General features: G+C 37.2%; 8 protein-coding genes. 2 read left to right on the forward strand and 6 right to left on the reverse strand.

The genetic code is table 11. The features are described 5' to 3' along the window. Nucleotides 1–18: 18 nt before the first annotated feature. The 4 genes from OGZ34_RS10230 to OGZ34_RS10245 all read right to left on the reverse strand — a co-directional run bounded on the left by OGZ34_RS10230 (nucleotide 19) and on the right by OGZ34_RS10245 (nucleotide 5,410). Complete coding sequence (locus OGZ34_RS10230; protein ID WP_263362944.1) at nucleotides 19–1,245, reverse strand: ATP-grasp domain-containing protein; 1,227 nt, start codon at nucleotides 1,243–1,245, stop codon at nucleotides 19–21. A 27-nt stretch (nucleotides 1,246–1,272) separates the two neighbouring features. Continuing rightward, nucleotides 1,273–2,676, reverse strand: coding sequence for an ATP-grasp domain-containing protein (locus OGZ34_RS10235; protein ID WP_263362945.1), 1,404 nt, complete (start codon nucleotides 2,674–2,676; stop codon nucleotides 1,273–1,275). A 16-nt stretch (nucleotides 2,677–2,692) separates the two neighbouring features. Further along, nucleotides 2,693–3,949: a radical SAM/SPASM domain-containing protein gene (locus OGZ34_RS10240; RefSeq protein ID WP_173964623.1), complete on the reverse strand. Its 1,257-nt coding sequence runs from the start codon at nucleotides 3,947–3,949 to the stop codon at nucleotides 2,693–2,695. A 441-nt stretch (nucleotides 3,950–4,390) separates the two neighbouring features. Next, a complete protein-coding gene (locus OGZ34_RS10245; RefSeq protein WP_263362946.1) occupies nucleotides 4,391–5,410 on the reverse strand; it encodes a proline iminopeptidase-family hydrolase in 1,020 nt (339 codons plus the stop codon). Between the two features lie 283 nt (nucleotides 5,411–5,693). Between OGZ34_RS10245 and OGZ34_RS10250 the strand changes: the two genes are divergently transcribed. Continuing rightward, nucleotides 5,694–6,530: a helix-turn-helix domain-containing protein gene (locus OGZ34_RS10250; RefSeq protein ID WP_263362947.1), complete on the forward strand. Its 837-nt coding sequence runs from the start codon at nucleotides 5,694–5,696 to the stop codon at nucleotides 6,528–6,530. Nucleotides 6,531–6,617: 87 nt separating this feature from the next. Next, nucleotides 6,618–7,163 (forward strand): YbhB/YbcL family Raf kinase inhibitor-like protein, encoded by a 546-nt coding sequence (locus OGZ34_RS10255; protein ID WP_173964620.1) that lies wholly within the window; start codon nucleotides 6,618–6,620, stop codon nucleotides 7,161–7,163. A 72-nt stretch (nucleotides 7,164–7,235) separates the two neighbouring features. On the opposite strand, the gene OGZ34_RS10260 is transcribed toward OGZ34_RS10255, so the two are convergent. Together OGZ34_RS10260 and OGZ34_RS10265 are read right to left on the reverse strand one after the other, a co-directional pair. Continuing rightward, nucleotides 7,236–15,815 (reverse strand): hypothetical protein, encoded by an 8,580-nt coding sequence (locus OGZ34_RS10260; RefSeq protein WP_263362948.1) that lies wholly within the window; start codon nucleotides 15,813–15,815, stop codon nucleotides 7,236–7,238. A 49-nt stretch (nucleotides 15,816–15,864) separates the two neighbouring features. Next, nucleotides 15,865–17,355, reverse strand: a complete 1,491-nt coding sequence (locus OGZ34_RS10265; protein WP_263362949.1) for a hypothetical protein — start codon at nucleotides 17,353–17,355, stop codon at nucleotides 15,865–15,867. Between the last annotated feature and the right edge of the window lie 2 nt (nucleotides 17,356–17,357).

A 17,357-nucleotide genomic window follows, 5' to 3' on the forward strand; every position in this document is an offset into this window, starting at 1 on the left:
CATTGAAAAAAATAATAACTAAATATATACTACATCCAGACTATTAATTGCTGTTTGGGCTTTATTCAACGCTTCGTCATGATCATCTTCAACAACAATGACATACGCTAGTCTGTCTTCAGACCTTTTTGTAAAATTCTCGAGGGTTTTAAATTTTGCTTGAATTGCTTCGGCTTTTAATACGCCAAAAGTATTATAGGTCTCGGAAATACCTTTTATATGATCAAGTACTCCCGCTTTGTTTGAATGTTTGAACCAGACTACTCCGGTTTTTTCGGAATGCTTGGATTTTTTAATTTCATCAATGATTGTACTTCCTAAAAATTGATGAATCCATAACGTTTGAATATCAATGTTGTATAGTTTTTCAATCAGATAAGGTACATGCGCTCCACATGCCCGTGTATGTGTTTCAACGATTACAGGACCGGAGGGCGAGAATATTAATTCCGTATGTGTGGGTCCATTGGTTATTCCCAAGCCACTTAGACATGAGAAAACATATTTCTTCATCCTAAATAAATCAGAAGAGTTTAAGTCAGCAGGAATCCTATGCCCCATTCCAACACAATAAACCTCAGATTTAAATTTTTCAACAACACAAATTAATTCGTGGTTACCATTCTCTGAGAAGCATTCAAAGCTATACTCCTTACCGATAATGTATTTTTCTAATAACATTATTTGATTTTTTGCGTTTTTTTCAAACAATTGAATTGCTTTTTTTAATTCGCGGCTATCGTGTATAATGTTAACGGCCAAACTTCCTTGTGATGATAACGGTTTCATAACCAAAGGATAACCGTAATCTTCGATAAATTTATCAATTTCTGTTTCGTCATTAATAATTTTGTATGGTAAATTATCGAGTCCCTTACTGCTTAAAATATTTCGGGTGACAGCCTTGTTTCTAACGGAGTCACAAACTCCGTGATCATAAGGAAACCAAAACCCATGCATTCGGGCAATTTTACCAGCAATTTCCTGATACTTATCATCAAACGAAAGAATGTGTTTGATGTTTTTCATTTTAACTATTGAAATAGCCAAATCTATAATATCATTGTTAGTGAGTGTATTTACCTCGATAATCTGTTCATATCCAAAGTCTTTGTACGTAATGGGTTTGTCGTCATTTTGATCTGTAATCAGATACATTTTACCAATCAAAGGATATAACTTTTTATGTAGATTTAAGCATCGGTCAATTAGCAATACATTATCCATTGTATGATTGTTATTCATCAGATAAAATTTAGGTTAATTATATTTTTATTCTGTGTGTGCTTCAAAATTATTTATTACTTCAAAAAACAACTTCTCAATCTGCTCATAAGGGCTGTCACTATGAAGCCGAATTTCCCAATCAGAAATTTCATCTAGGTTAATATCATGATCGATAATAAAAACGTCACCCATTCCGCGACTGGCTACAGGAGGCAGATAGGTATAATCACCAATTGCATCGAAAATATGAAAGAAAGCCAATTTTTCTTTCAGACTGATTATTTTATCAAGTCCAACTAATTTCTTGACAATACCTTCTTTTTGCGCCCATAAATTAATCATGATTCCGGGTTTTCTAAATTTAATGCGTTCATCGTTCTCCAGGCCACAAGCCTGAAGTGCCATTGCCCGAATAGAATTAAAACCTGTCGCATGTTTTAAAGCCGTTTGCATATAAGCGCCACCTGGACGTAGTGCCGTTTCTATTAACCTTATCTTATAATATTGATTTTCATATATGACATCAAAATTATGGTGGTCTCCGGATTCGATCCTAAATTCGGTATGAGAACAGCCCGTTCGGGCACCAATCCCATTGTTTATTATGTTGACATAATGTATTAATTTTTCCTTAAATAGTACCGGTACTCTTGAATGCATGCGCCATAAAAATTCTTCGCCGTATTTTGAGTTATTTCTGAGAAGTTTATCTGTAATTGAGTAGACAAAAGTTTTATTTCCTTGAATAAAACCTTCAACACTCAATTCAAAACATGGAAATTCTACACCCAATAATTGATCGTGAAGAAAATTTGTTCCGCTCAGAAGTTCTTCCATCAGGAGAAAATATTCGCCATTTTTAAATTGTTCTTCAAACAAAGGATCACCTTTTGTTCTTAATAAGCTTTCATCAAAAATATAATCCCATTCCCGTTTTAATTGATCTAGGGAATCTATACGCAAACAAAATGAGCTTCCTCCGAGACAGGGTGGTTTCAAAAATAGAGATCCACCATTAAATTCTTCCTGATAAATTGTAGAGGCTTCTTTTATGGAGGAGGCTTTATAAAACTTGGGTTGCGATAAGCCCAATTCCTTAACTTTTTCCCTCATCATATATTTATTCCGGGCAATTCTTGCACAATAGGGAAAGTTACCCGGCAGATTTAGTTTTTGAGTACAATCTGCCAAAAGACTTACTGCTCCTTCCGACAAAGTAATCATGCCCTGTATTTTTGAATGTTTATTATATTCAATTACCTGATGGATTACACTTTCAGGGGAATGATAATCAGCAACTATATAATGGTCACAAAATCCTTTTAAATACGAAAGATCCATATTGGTGATTAATAGAATCTGGAATTGATTTCTTAAGTCATTAACCAATTCCAGATTACCAAATCTTGTCGGATTATGCCAATAGAATACTCCAAGTATTTGCTTCATATTCTAAAAGTATATTTTATTGAACTGTTGCGGCTGTTTTATTAAACAAAGTTGTTTTGGCTATTTTTTTATCGAGTAAGTTTTCAACACGCCAGCATGACGGATCTGATCCTACCCAGCTTTCGTATTCCGAAAATCCATTTGATTTTAATGTTTGATAAACCGTTCCCCGACAACCGCCATAACACTCTCTTGACTTGAACAGATCACATTCTTTACAGTCTCCTTCAATGTATTTTTCCAGATTTCGGATAATATCAAGTGATTGAGAATTGAGAACTTCAGCCAATGAAATTTTATTTAAATTACCAATATTTGTTTCTATTCCTGGACAAGGTTTTACATTTCCATCGGCATGTATATCAAGTCTGTGAAGATTTTCATAACATGTTCCTCCTATATAGGGAGGTTTTATATCATAATAATTGAATCCATCCGCATAGTCCTCATCTCTCACAGTTTCAAACAACCACTGAAGTTTTTCTTTAGATATCGTGAGATTTGGATTTGCTTTTGCAAACCCCTGAAGTTTTGTTACTTCTATATGCGCGTAAATATTCAGGTTTCTTAATTGTCGTATCAGTTTAGGCATAAACTCCAAGTTAAGGTTTGTAATAACTGATTCTACTCCAAATCTCGTGCTTCCATCTGTTTGTTTTTCATTAAATCCTATGTCAATGAATTTCTGAATTAATTCTTTTTGATTTTCGTAGATTTTTGTTTTTTCGCTTTTTAATCCGCTTAGTTCTTTCTGGATATCACAAAACCTATCATAATTTGGGTCTGTACTATCTGCTATCGGTACATTTAGTTTTGTTAACACATTAACGCCAGACTTGTAAAGTCTTTCTATATCATCATCTTTTAATAACAATCCATTTGTTACCAATGTTGTAGCAAGATTTTCACTTCGACAAAAATCAATGACATTATAAAGATCTTTTGAAGTAGTCGGTTCAAAAGTACCATTTAACGTAACGGCTTTAGCTCCAAGTTCAATTCCTTGTAAAATCCAGCCTTTCATTCTCTCGAACCAAAAGGGATCTTTACTTAAGTCATGAGTAACATTACCTTGATCGTCAAGTTTTTGCGGACGCAATTTTGATTTTTCATCGCCAACATAACAATAGGGACAGGACCAATTGCAAATATTTGGAGTATTAAGTTTTATACCTAATCTAAATAATTTTTTGTTTTGTGCCATGAAATATCTTTCATCTATTTCAATACTAAAACCACTAAAAGCCGGAATTTTACGATCTAATTTATTCATAGTTAATATTTTAAAATTTTTAAAAGAATAGCAACAGAATATATTGGGAATGATAACTTTCTTACAATTAATTATTATAAATGCTTTTGTTCCTGGTAATAATTTTAATTATCCTTTAACTTTAAAATAACTTTATTTTATTTTAAATATCAGTTATTTAAGGTTTTGCGTTTTGTAATCTAAATATTTAAAAAGTAAACTTAATTATTTAATACGTAAAAGAGTACAGTATAATTACCTGTTTTTATTTTATTGATTAGAAAAAAAACTTAATATGATGAAAAAAATAATTGTTTATTAAATGGATGAGCACCTAAAAACGGCGAATTTGTAAAAGCGAACTATTAATAAAATTGAATTTGTATAGATGCGGATATTCCGATTCAAAGTGAATCGTTTTTGATGATAATCTTTAGTTTTTTTTCTTTTACTACTACAATATTAGAATGTATTGGTAGTAACATCATTAATGAATTGTATGACTCCTTTCATGAATATTTGCTGATCATCCCACATGGCAAGATGACTTCCGTTTGGGCAATATAAGTATCGTCCTTTTTTGACTAATTTGCTTTGTTCTTCCATTGCTTTTGGATCCATAGTGTCGTATTTTGCGCCAATCATTAAGGTCGGAACTGCAATTTCATGCAAGCGATTTTTAATATCCCAATGGGCTAAACGGCCACTAATACCAAATTCACTTGGTCCTTGCATCAATGAATATATATCATTATTAATGTGTTTGCTGGCACGATTTAACCCGTCTGGCCATTCTTTTAGTCTACATAAATGTTTTTGATAAAAATTTGGAAGAAGTAATTCCATATATCTGGGATTGCTAAAATCTTTTTTGGCTTCAAGTGCTCTAATTTCTGTTAAGATTTCTGGTTTCATTTGTTTTGAAAGCACTTCATCAGCATATTTCCCGTAATCGGGTGCACTGGCCATCATGTTTGAAACAAGTAAGCCCTTCATGTTTTGTTGGTATTTCAAGGCATATTCCATTGCTAAAATTCCGCCCCATGAATTTCCCAGGACATAAAAATTACTATTGTCCGCCCCGATAGCTTTACGAACTTGTTCTACTTCTTCTACAAAACGTTCGGTAGTCCATAAACTGCTATCTTTTGGTTGATCACTATAGTAGGAGCCCAATTGATCGTATTCGTAAAATTCGTAGCCTTCACGTTGAAAAAAGGTTTCGAAACATTCCATATATTCGTGAGTCATAGCAGGGCCCCCATGCAGTAATAGTATTTTTATTTTCGGATTGTTTCCAAAACGTTTTGTCCAAACTTTAAATTCTCCTATCGGCGTTTTTATCGGAATCATTTTCACTCCTGCAGATTCAACATTGGAGTCCTGATTGTAGGTAAAGTAATTGGATAATATATTGGTTTTTGGCTCATTTTTACAAGACAACAACATTAAAAGACTAAGAAGGGCAATACTATAACGCATAGTTTTGGTTTTAGTGGGTTAGAAATTTAAAAATACGAATATATTTTTTGATATGACTTAATAGGTTTATTATGAGTTAATTATTGCTTTTGTGTAATTTTACTGAGATGTCTTCTTATTTGATTTGGATTTTAAAGAGCTAATTTGGAGAGATTTTCCCGAGGTAAAATAGTTTATATTTACACATTGCTTTAAAGTAGTGCTTAAAAAAGCACATTTCCGATTTGGATATTATATAGCAGTAAATAATTTGGGATAAAAATCCGTTTCTTCTTTTGTCAATATGAATATACTTACACTTCCTGATGAGTTAAATTTTGAAGGATCAAATCTAATTGAGGTTTATGACTACAATAGCTCTAAAAAGGTTTCGAAGCAGCAAATCATTCTGAGTCAGCATGCATTTAGTTTTTTAATGGAAGGAACAAAAGAAGTCGTTTTTGGAAATTCGGCTGTAGCAATAGACGCTTCAAAGTTTCTTATGATGAAATCAGGACATTGCTTAATGACTGAAAAACTTTCTGCTGTTTCTAATTACAGAAGTATTGTTTTATTTTTTTCAAATGAAATGGTATTGCGATTTATCAGAAAAATGGAATGGAGTAAACTGGAAGTAAAAGAATCTAATTCTGTTTATGCTTTTGAATATGATGTATTCCTTAAACGATTTGTATATAGTCTGGTGGATATTTCGAAATTATCGATAGCAATTAAAAGTAAACTACTGGAAGTGAAGTTTGAAGAGTTAATGCTTTATCTGACGGAGATTCATGGTACAGAATTTCTATATTCTCTAGTTGCTAACCGTAGTGATTCTTCACAAAAATTCATTCAGATTATTGAAAGTAGTCATTTGAGTAAATTGTCGTTAAGAGAATTGGCTTTTTTGTGTAATATGAGTGTTTCGACATTTAAAAGAGAATTTGAAAAGCATTATTTGGAATCACCGATTAAATGGTTTCAAAATAAAAGACTTGAATTTGCCAATTATTTGCTTCATCAGGAGCAAAAAAGTCCTTCAGAGGTTTATTTTGAGGTAGGTTACGAAAGTTTATCCAGTTTTACTCAGGCTTATAAATCAAAGTATGGAGTGACCCCAAAACAAGGGCAACTAAAATGAGCTTTTGGCTATAGTTTTTGAGCCTTTACCTCAATTTATTTTTCATCCTCAGGGCTAAATTTGTTTAAAATTTTAAACCACAGAAAAATGAAAAAAGTAAATTTAATTTTGATAATATCTTTAATTTTCACAACCACAATTTTCGGACAAAAGACTTTTACGCTCAGCAGTAAAGACCTCGGAGGAGAGGCGACTAAAACACAGGAGTTTAAGGGATTTGGCTGTACCGGAGAGAATCAATCGCCTGAATTGTCCTGGAAAAATGCACCGGCGGGAACAAAAAGTTTTGCTGTGACGATGTATGATCCTGATGCACCCACCGGAAGTGGTTTTTGGCACTGGATTGTATTTGATATCCCATCAGATATAAATGAACTGGTAACTAATGCAGGTAACAAAGATAAATTTGCAATAAAAGGTGCAACACAAAGCATCACCGATTACGGAATTAAAGGATTTGGAGGGCCTTGCCCGCCTGAGGGGCATGGATTTCATCAGTACATCATCACTGTTTATGCTCTTAAAACCGACAAACTGGGGCTTGATGAGAATACAAACCCGGCCATCGTGGGGTTTAATCTATGGAATCAGACATTGGCTAAAGCCAGTATCGTGGCTTATTACAAAAGATAGATACAAATTGATTTTGAAATTATAAAGCAGGATGTTTCGAGCATCCTGCTTTTTTATGAGGTACTGAATTAATTAAATGATTGTGATCGCTGTTAGTGATAATGTTAATGGGATTTGCAATATCGGTACATAACTATCGGTTACAGAATAAGCAGTCAGCATGAAGGTATAGGCTCCGGCATTAGTTTGCGGACTATTGCTTTCTATCCAGCTGTTTATTCCTCCGGATATCAAATCGGCCATACTTTTTCCGTGGTCTGCGACTGTCAATTCAGTAGGAGTAACGAGCAATACAGGTATGTCTACAGGGAAAGTGGTTCCCGGAATGACATAGCTATAATCACATTGCATTTTTATCGTAAACCCAGTAATCGCAGGATCTATGTTTTCGGTTAAAGCGTCAAACAAGGCCAATAGCTGTACATTGAGTGTACGGGTTGGCTGTACTGGATAAGTAGGTGTTGCAATGGTGTTAATGTCTATAGCATTATTCGCATTCAATAATGGAATAAGTTTGTTATAGAACATTACCTGTGGCGTTTGATAGATAAACGACTTATTGGTAGTTTGCCATGTACCATCCTCGTTTTGCAACAGTTCTTCGTTTCTTATTACAGCTACACTACTCCAGGCATTCTGCGCTGTAAGGATATCGAGATCATTAAGCTGAACGGTTCTTGAAGGATCATTATTTCGGTCTTCATATAACAGATATATTTTATTTCCTTCATTGTCAGTAGTGTAATACAAATATTCATTTGTTTTACCTTCAATCGGTTCGCTTGTATAGCCTGTAATTGATACGTCGATCGTAACATTGGCAGATTGTTGGTTCGTAGAATCAATAGTGACAATTAAGTACTCCGTTTCTTCCTGAGGGCTTTCGGTAATCGTGTAAGACAATGTAAATGGTGGCGCAGGAGCGGTCGAGAATGCTCTTGCTCCTAACGTCGTTTTTCTAGGGTTGACCTGATTGGTAACGGACCATTGATCGGCGACCTGATTTACGATATCGATAAAAGCCAACATCGCATAGCGGGCATTAATAGCCAAAGTTGAATCGGCTTTTAAAGTTGCCGGAGTAAGAAGGGCAAGGCAATTATCGAAATCGGCATTAATTAAGGGATAAGAATCAATGAATTGAGCAAATGCCTGATACAGCCCTAAATTTGGTGTATTTGCACTGGCATAAAAACTCTGATTTTGATCGGTAACATTAAACTGAATTTCTGTTACAATAGTATCCTGCGCAGCCGAAGGGTTTTGATAGGTATAATAATACTCCCATTGACGTGCTTCTGCTATCGTGATTGGCTGTAGCTGAGTAAATTCGTTTACCGGGTAATCAAAATTCTGTGCCGATATTGAAGGAGGTGTTGGGTAAGCACGCAACGGAACGGGTATTGCAGTTTCTCCAACATCGCTCATATTGGCAAGCGGACTGTCTTTATGATCTATTTGACCGTCAAGCGGAACGATAAAAGTCAGCCACGAAGAAGCAAGGTAATCTGCTAAATCTGGTATTTGGGTAATGTCAAATTCCAGGTGACTCACGTTGTATTCCATTTCACTAAAAGAAAAACTACGGCTTTCGGCTGCATCTTTGGCTTCAAACATGTAGGTCAACCAGGAATTACCGTTGGCAGTTGGAACTTTTGCGGTGGACAATGAATATTCAGTCGATTTCAGAATGGTATCAGAGCCGGCGGCAGTAGGATCAAGACCTAACATTTTTCCGTAAAGCGAAGGAACATAAGGTTGCTGTGGTGGTACATTGTTGGAATTGGCATATTCCGCACCTTTATAAGCCGAACTTATGCTGGCAGTAGTTTGTGCAGAGGCGATATAGCGATAAGCATTTGCCAGTTGTATAAGGATCTGTTGTTTCCATTTTTCCTGTGCGTTACCAATATTTGAAGGTTCTTTCCCAGCACTTGGCTCAATGATAAAATCGATCGTTCCTTCAATAGCTTCAGCCAGCTTTTGTTTGGCGTCGAGTATCAACTGTAAATAATCAGGATCTCCGGCAAAAACATCATTTGCGGTCAATAAAAAGGCAGGAACGGAATATGAAGGGCTAAGGAATTTGTCTACAGCCTGTAAAAACTGTAAGCCCCAGCTGTCCATATCGATACTAGTGTAGTTTTTGGTGATGCCATTGTCTGCCGGGTAAGGTTTCCCTTGTTGATACGAATTTATCTTAGCAGAGAACGATTGTAAACTTGTTGCCAACGGAATAGGAGCGAAGTAGTATACTTGCTGATTGTTAAATCCGAATTTAAGACCATTCACCCCGGTGCTGTCAAAACGAACCATCCAGAGTGGTGCATTTGCGGTTGTATCGCTGTTGCCTTTGGTAAGATTGGCTCCGGTAGCAGCTTTAAGTACGATGCCGGTATTAGGCTGATTGATAAAAGCAGCTTCAAATTGCTCGGCAAAATAAGTAAGTGCCAGCATAGCATTTACACCGTTCTCGGATAAAGGCTGAATAACAGTGCTGGATAAAGCGACTCCCGCAACATTAACAAAATTTGGATCTAAGTTCGCAACACGTTTCATCGTCAGACTTGTGGATACCAATGAAATTTCGGGCAAAGTGATGATATTGGTGGTTGATATGGCTGAATTTATGGTATACGTCTGAACTGCAACCGGTGTCTGACCTGCTATGATCGCATTTAAATACACGATAATAGGATTGATAAAATGATTCAATACATCACTGTTTACAATACTATGATCTGTTGGAGTAATCACCCCTTGTGTATTAGCCTGATCTTCTACCGTTGTGGTATAGTGAATAACCATATCGCTATTACTAAGCTGATAATAGATATTCATAAATGTAATGATATCGATCTGAGCATTATTCTGTGCTCCATCGCCTATATAACGTACCGTATTGAAATTAAAGTTAAGACCGATGTTTGGTTTACCGCTAACAGGGCTGAACAAATAGGATACCGATACTGATGGCCATTGACTTAGTGCAATGATCGCATCTGCATATAAAAGCTGCATAGAAGCATTTAAAGGTGTTGTACCCTTTGGGGGCACATTTCCAAACATATCCTGCCAGTTCATTACCATTTGTACAGTAGTTCCTATACCTGCATATGGATTCGGATATTTAGGATCTGTTCCTTGCGGTTGTACATATTTGTAATACGGAACAACAGCGCTGTAATTCCAATCTTCAACATCGTCATTGGCCGAAGCGTTTCCGTTTTTGGTGTTTTGAATGGCTTCGTCGTCCATTGAATCTACAGGGCCAGCCGGTGTTGGATTGATATAAGCCGGTATGGCCGGCACAGTTAATCCGATAAGATTGAATTGCGTTTGCAGGTAGATCTGATCCTCAGCTAATGTTGGTACTGGTTGTGTAGGCACATAATCCCCAGGGTTTTTACGCGATACTTCGTAACCTACTGTTCCCGGTAATAAAGTAGCCACGCGGGTTGTATATTGCTGTGCTATTGGAGCAGTATCCGGTGACTGAACGTAAACGGAAGTATTTGTCGTATCAATGGTATCACCTATAACAACACTGTTTACAAACGGGCTTAATATTAAGTTATCGTAAGTAACAACCAATGCTATATTAGCGATTCCGTTACCGGCAAAAAGGGTATCCGGTAGTCCTTTATTCTCACTGTTATTGTAATAGAAATAGAAACCGCCGCTGCGAACAATACTGCATTCCCATAACAACTTGATAAAGTCACCTGCGTTATTGAGGGTATTATAATCTCGCTCCGGAATTTCAGCTATAAAACTTCTCGCGAACATTGCTTCTGCCGGATTGGTTTCTGTTGACAGATTGGCCTGAACGATGGCCGTTTTATAACCTCCATTTAGATCTGAAATATAACCTCCATTGCCATTTTCAGTCGGATCCGGCTGATACAATATCTGAATTTGCTGAATGGTTTTGATTCCGTCACTATCGCCATGCGTATTCAGATACGTTAGTAATTCTTGTAAAAAAACAGTTCCTGCGTCATCGGCACCTACCAAATTGTACATGTTGTTTGATAAAGGTGTAATTTGACCGTCAACTGCGGTTATCTTTTGCAGCGCGAAATTAACGACTGTACCCCAGGTATAATTTTTTACTGTTGCCTTGGTCGTACCAGTATCGGTGGTAGTTAAAGTTTTAACATCAAAAAGCCAGTTTCCTTCTTCGGCAAAAATGGTTGTTAAATTGGATGGTAATTTCCATATCACAGGTTGATTTGTTATACCGGAATAGAAATCACCTGGATATTGCCATAATGCAGGAGCTCCTAATGAGAAAGTTTGAGGAGTATCATTGTAGTTGATTAGTGCCGTTGGTCCGTACGAAAGTGTTGGCGACAAAGTAATCGTTGCTACATCATGAATGTGCTGTATTTCACTATCATCAATGGTTATGGTAAGGACATTATTGGTACCTGAAACCATAGTAATCCAGGGTGCATTTGGATTTTGCAACAGCACCGAATATTTATCACCTGCTTTTAAGGCTGAAGGTATTGCAATCTGTTGTCCTGTTAATACATACAACGGTTTTGTAACTCCTTTTGAAGCGTCTGGTGGCTGAGGTAATCTCAGGCCATGAAGCATAAAACGGGAAGCCATACCGCCAATTCCCTGTACGCTGTCGGTAACCGCATTCGAAACAACATCACTTACTTTGGCAGAAAGTGTTTCCTGTTTGTCCAGATAATCGGCTGCAGCTTGGAGTGCTTGTTTGGCCAGCAGTGCCACAAAATCGGTAAACATAAAGGTAGGGAAGGACAGGTTGTGTTGCTCCTCGTAAGTTGGATCTGATACATTACTGCAGTCAGAAGAATCATAATATTCTGCTGTAATGTTGGATTGATAATCCACAGCAGATGAGGCGAGCAGTACGGTTATATCGCTGATGTAATTTTGAGTACCCGTCATGTTTTGGGTAGCAAAATTAACAGGAGTACCTATAGTACCGTTTAGATCGGTATTCAGAATTAATTCCGGCACTACAGGGAAAACTGCTGCATCCATACTTCCGCTTTGCGTTGCATCAACAGCACGTATATTTAGTTGAAAATAAGTACTGAAGAAAGTTCGAATATCATTGTTTGTTGCATTTATATAGTTGAATGGTGCAACATGATTTGGTCTTGTGTTAAAGTAGCAAAGCAGTGTACTGATTTGATATGCTGTGATTTCCTGCTCTTTTAGCCAGTTCATACCTGTATTTTCACTGGTATTTCCTATAAGTGCATTGATGGCCCAGTAAAGAACTCCTTCGGTTAAGGCAGCGAGACTGTTGTCGTTAGGATCGGTGTTGATGTATAGCATCGAAGCATATTGAGGCCCTGCAGATCCAGATTCTCCCGATACTGTAAGCTGTGGAAAAAACAATAAGTCAAGTGGCACTTTTGTCGCGGGTTGAATAGGTTGCCATTTTAGATAAACCGGAGCGGTATCCAGACTCATCGCATTAAAAGTTCTGCTGGCCATATCCAATGATAGTCGCTCTCCTGATCCTTTTATCGGACAAATATTCCATGGTGCAGAGGCTGATGTGTCACTTCCAATGACAAATGAAGCACTGATGGTAGCGCTAAAGTGCAGCGATACTTTGATAGAGAATAATCCGAGATTAATTTTAACGGTAAGTTTAACCGAAACTCCGGCTTCAAAAGTGATTGGTATCTTTTTGTAGCTTTCGATAATCAAGGTGATATAGGCGTAGGCCATAATATCAAGTCTCGCAGAGATAATAGCAAAATTAATCTCCCCATAGATATGACCTGTTAACCCAAAGGTTCCCTGAATTTTAAAATAAGTATCGTCATTTGTCTGTAAAGAAGTGTTGGCCGTAAAAAAGCCCAATACCCCCTGAAAGATACCAACAGCCGTAAGTGAAAGCCCGGCTTTTAAGATCCCCTGATCGACGGTTTTACCAACTCCCAATGAAAGCCCTAAACCAAATTCGATAACGGGATTGAACACACCACATTTAGTGGCTGGTACGCTAGTAGAGGTTGCCCCGCTAAGGTAACCGAAATAGAATCCTCCGAATCCCACAAACGGAAATACCTGTACTGAGAAGGAACGTGAGAAATCGGTTATGCTGGCCGGGAACCCAAAGTCGAGGTAAAAATTACCATTTGTATATACCTTTACACCAATGATAGGAAGTGTAATAGAAACGGCTCCAAATTCAAGATGCCTGAACTGATCCGGTAATTGCAGATCGATCTGGTACATTCCGATCGAGTCGTTTATTTTTTTATAAAGAATTTCAAACTGAAGATTTTTAAAAGCGCCTGCATCTTTGCTTACTCCAACCAGTAAGCCATACATATTAGGGTCGTTGAATACTGCCGCGATACGATAAAATTTGGCTACTGTAAAATCAGTTCCTATCAGCCAGTTGCTGTTCTGATCGAATACCAATGTTCCCGGTTTTGTGGTTGCTGTTGCTGCTGGTACCGGTATTGCAGTTGAACTTTCGTCGGATGTGGTAGTAAATGCGGTTGATAATGCGGTAATTGCAGCATCTACCGAATCCAGACTTGGAACATCATACATGGTAACGTGCTGTCCCATAGCCAGTAATTTCAAATCGAAAAACTCGCTTCCCATTCCTGGTACAGCAGGCATTTTTGTAGCATCACTTCCCTTGCCGTCTTTTTGAAGAGGGGAATCACTTCCGATAGGAAGCCCTAAGAAGGTACCTTCAATAAAGATGTAAACACCACTTCCGGTAACCGAATCGTCTTTGGTGATTTTAAGGGATTTTATATTGATGAAACCTAAATCTACTTTTATCGGAATGGTCGCTACAATGCTGCTCTGCGCTGAATCTTTGTATCGGGTGTAGGTAAACTCAAAATTGGAAAGATCTATACTGTTTAAGATGTTCCAGGGGGCAGATAAACTGAAACCCGGACTGAAGGTGCCCACCAATGTAGAGACAATTTCTCCAAGTGATATTTTATCAAATTTAATATCAATGATATCGTATTTGATATTACTGGTATACGTAATCGTACTGGCAAATTCTGGTATTTTTAAATAAACTTCGGTATCCGGCGTGCCAAATTTATAGCCTACTATAAAAGTCAATCCGAGCATTTGTTTGGCATCGGCTGTACCGGTAATGGTTCCTGATGTTTTGCCATCAGTATAGGTAATATCAACGTTAGCACTGAGGTCTAAGTTAAAAGAGCTGTATTGCAGGTGCCAGGCAACATCACCTTTTACATTGTAAGTCGATGATTTAGCTTTGTCATTGGGTAAAATATCAGTAAAGCTAACATTGCTGATGCTAGGTAAATTGTCTTTTACCCAACTTGGTATGGTATCGTAGCCCATGCCAAAGGCTTGTAAAAAAGTAACTGCGATATCTCCCAATGAAATCACCTGATCAGCTCCGGTGCTGGCACCAAAAATCCAGGTATCACCGTCGTACTTAGCAAAGGTAGTAAGATCAACACCACTGTCCGGTGTATCCGGTCCTATATGGAACTGACCACTAATTTCTCCAGTTGTCACACCTTGCTGACTGCTTATATTTAAAGCTAACCCTTTCATGGTAAAGCTTAAATTCGGACTAGTTATGGTAAAGAAAACCCAGTCGGTTACTACAGTGCAATTAAGGATATAGTTTTTGGCACTTGGATCAATTTGTACTTCCAATACAGTTATTTCCGATTGAAGGTCGATAGTGGTTCCAGTCCAAAACATGGTAAGTAGATCTCCTAATTGTATGGTGCCATCAATTAATTGTACACTGGCTTTGAAATTAGGAACTTGTGCAGTTAACATGACATTGTTTGATTTAGGCGGGCCTATGGTAAAGTTACCTGTAATGGTAAACTGAGTAGTTATTCCGCCAGTTGCACCAAAACCTAAAACAAGACATTTAATATCAATTCCTGAAACCGCAAGACCTGGCAAAATTTGCCAGTTATAATCAGGAGGTGTACTAATATTGACTGCAATATAATCTACTCTGGTTTTGGATGAATTATAGCTAATGTCTATAGTTTTAAGACCAAGTGTAGATAAGGTACTAAAGGGTTGTGGTAGTGCAGAAGTAAGATTAACGCCTCCAACTAATTGATAAAAATTAGAAATACTTGGATACGGTTCATTAAAATTTCCTTGAAACAACCAGATATTATTAGCAATCGGATAAACCATTTGTAAGGCTACATTCACTGCTGAACTTACGGCAATTGTACCTCCCATAGCTCCAATGACCGGCATATTATTATCATATACCTGTACTCCAATAAAAGGACTGGAAATAGAAAACCAATCGATTCCATTAATAGCCCAAGTACCATTTGAAAGAGTGGCATCCAGTTTTGAATATAAACCAATATCATCGGTAGCAAAAATGATACTAATCCCCATATCACCAACGCCAAAAGAAGTTGTGTCACCTAATAGTTTAAAAGCCGTAAGTTTATCATCCCAAGTCGAAGGTGATAAAGTAGCATTATTAACGGTAAGTGTTCCCGAGAGGGTTATATCTGAATAGAACTTACCGATAGTATCTGTAGTATCTAATACGTCAGGGACAAGAGTACATGTTCCATTTCCCTTTTCTATGTTTGTTTGTATCTCCTGATATAAGGTTTTCAGGGTTGGGTTTTTTTCGTTAGCCATCTTTTTACAGGATTACTCGTATTAATTACGTATAGATTGATCTTTACACTTAGTTATGGGTATTAATAAAAACAAACAAGCTCAACAATAATTTATCATTCAGTTCATCATGGTAAAATTCCTGAGTTCTGTTGAAATACTTAGGATATTCATTTTGTGGATCTTTTGTTTGAATCGTAAAATCTCCCAACTTAATCGGAGAGGATGGATCATTGTTTGCCGGCCATAATAGTGGCCCATCCTGCATCGAATTGGCAATAGCCTGAATGGATAAAGCATCAGGGTCAGGCGCATCAGCATTTAATGGTAGGGTCGGGTAGACAACTCCTGAGCCGGCTGTAGCCAAATAATAATAAGGATTGGCAAAGTTAATGGCAAGATTGGCTGTGTTTTTTCCCTCAAATACAAATGGTAAATTAGAAGCATACATCATTTGATTAAAGACGGGAGGAGGTAAACCAGGTAAGCTCGCTACAAGTACCTGTCCATCTTGCAGAGCATCAATGGCTTTTGTCAGGGCATCACCTGCTAATGAAGTAATAATTTTTGCATTACGGGAAACGTTATAATCATTAAGAAATTTTAGTAATTCCGGATTGGTAAAGGAGCCACCATCCGTATTTTTTCCCAAAAAGTAGTTTTTCAAAACCTTATAACTTTCATCTTTAACATTGGCAAGTACCAGTAATACGGCCCGGGTTTTGAGAGAATTAGTGCCGTTTTTTTGAACGTATAACATTGAAAGTGCTAAATTAAAAAGAAGATTGGGTGCTGTTGTGGCTAATGTAGTGAGACCATTATAAGCATCACTCATTCCGTAAGCACTACACAGGTTTATATTTTTGTATTTGGGGCTCTCATTGGTTGCAAGTGAATAGATATAATTAGCCTGTTCAGACCTAATGGCAACTTTTGGATTATCCATATATAAATCCCATTGTTGATCAGTTAATGTAGGATCGCTCATGTAAAAGCCCCTATTTCCAAAATTTGGCCCTATGGCTTGTAATTGATCTAAACTTAAGGTCGTAGCACCAGTCAAAATACTGTTGCCATAATATGCCTTTCCCCATTGAAATGGTTGCAGTACCACAAAATTATTTGTAAGATACTTTGTCGATAAATTTGTTTTGTCGTCATAGCCTCCCGTAATACCAAATTCTATTTGTTCTGCAGGAGCGTACGAAGAGGTAGGCTGAAAGGATATAGTCGCTCCATTAATTGTAATTGGATCTGGCGGGCCAGCAGTTTTTAGGACAATCTCAGGCAGAAGCAATGCAAGTTTTTCTATTGTAGGTAAGTCTGCAGGGCCGTCGTCATAAATACAGGTAATGTTTTTATTGTAGCCGTAACCTATAATGCGCAACATGATATTTACGGTAGAAACCTGATGGCCAAATCCATTTGTATTGGTTACAAAAGAGCGGATTTCATTTTGAGCCAAAAAAAAGGCTGCAAGATTTTCCTTGTTGATTCCGGAGATTAATTCCTGATGTTGATCTGTGACACTAAGAACTTTGACTACTAATGTTTCAAACATAT

It is taken from the genome of Flavobacterium collinsii (assembly GCF_946903285.1).
Classification (GTDB): Bacteria; Bacteroidota; Bacteroidia; order Flavobacteriales; family Flavobacteriaceae; genus Flavobacterium; species Flavobacterium collinsii.

Bases quoted from the DNA above. Each gene is read 5' to 3' on its own strand.
- OGZ34_RS10230 (WP_263362944.1), bottom strand. From the start codon at position 1,245: ATGAATAACAATCATACAATGGATAATGTATTGCTAATTGACCGATGC.
- OGZ34_RS10235 (WP_263362945.1), bottom strand. From the start codon at position 2,676: ATGAAGCAAATACTTGGAGTATTCTATTGGCATAATCCGACAAGATTT.
- OGZ34_RS10240 (WP_173964623.1), bottom strand. From the start codon at position 3,949: ATGAATAAATTAGATCGTAAAATTCCGGCTTTTAGTGGTTTTAGTATT.
- OGZ34_RS10245 (WP_263362946.1), bottom strand. From the start codon at position 5,410: ATGCGTTATAGTATTGCCCTTCTTAGTCTTTTAATGTTGTTGTCTTGT.
- OGZ34_RS10250 (WP_263362947.1), top strand. From the start codon at position 5,694: ATGAATATACTTACACTTCCTGATGAGTTAAATTTTGAAGGATCAAAT.
- OGZ34_RS10255 (WP_173964620.1), top strand. From the start codon at position 6,618: ATGAAAAAAGTAAATTTAATTTTGATAATATCTTTAATTTTCACAACC.
- OGZ34_RS10260 (WP_263362948.1), bottom strand. From the start codon at position 15,815: ATGGCTAACGAAAAAAACCCAACCCTGAAAACCTTATATCAGGAGATA.
- OGZ34_RS10265 (WP_263362949.1), bottom strand. From the start codon at position 17,355: ATGTTTGAAACATTAGTAGTCAAAGTTCTTAGTGTCACAGATCAACAT.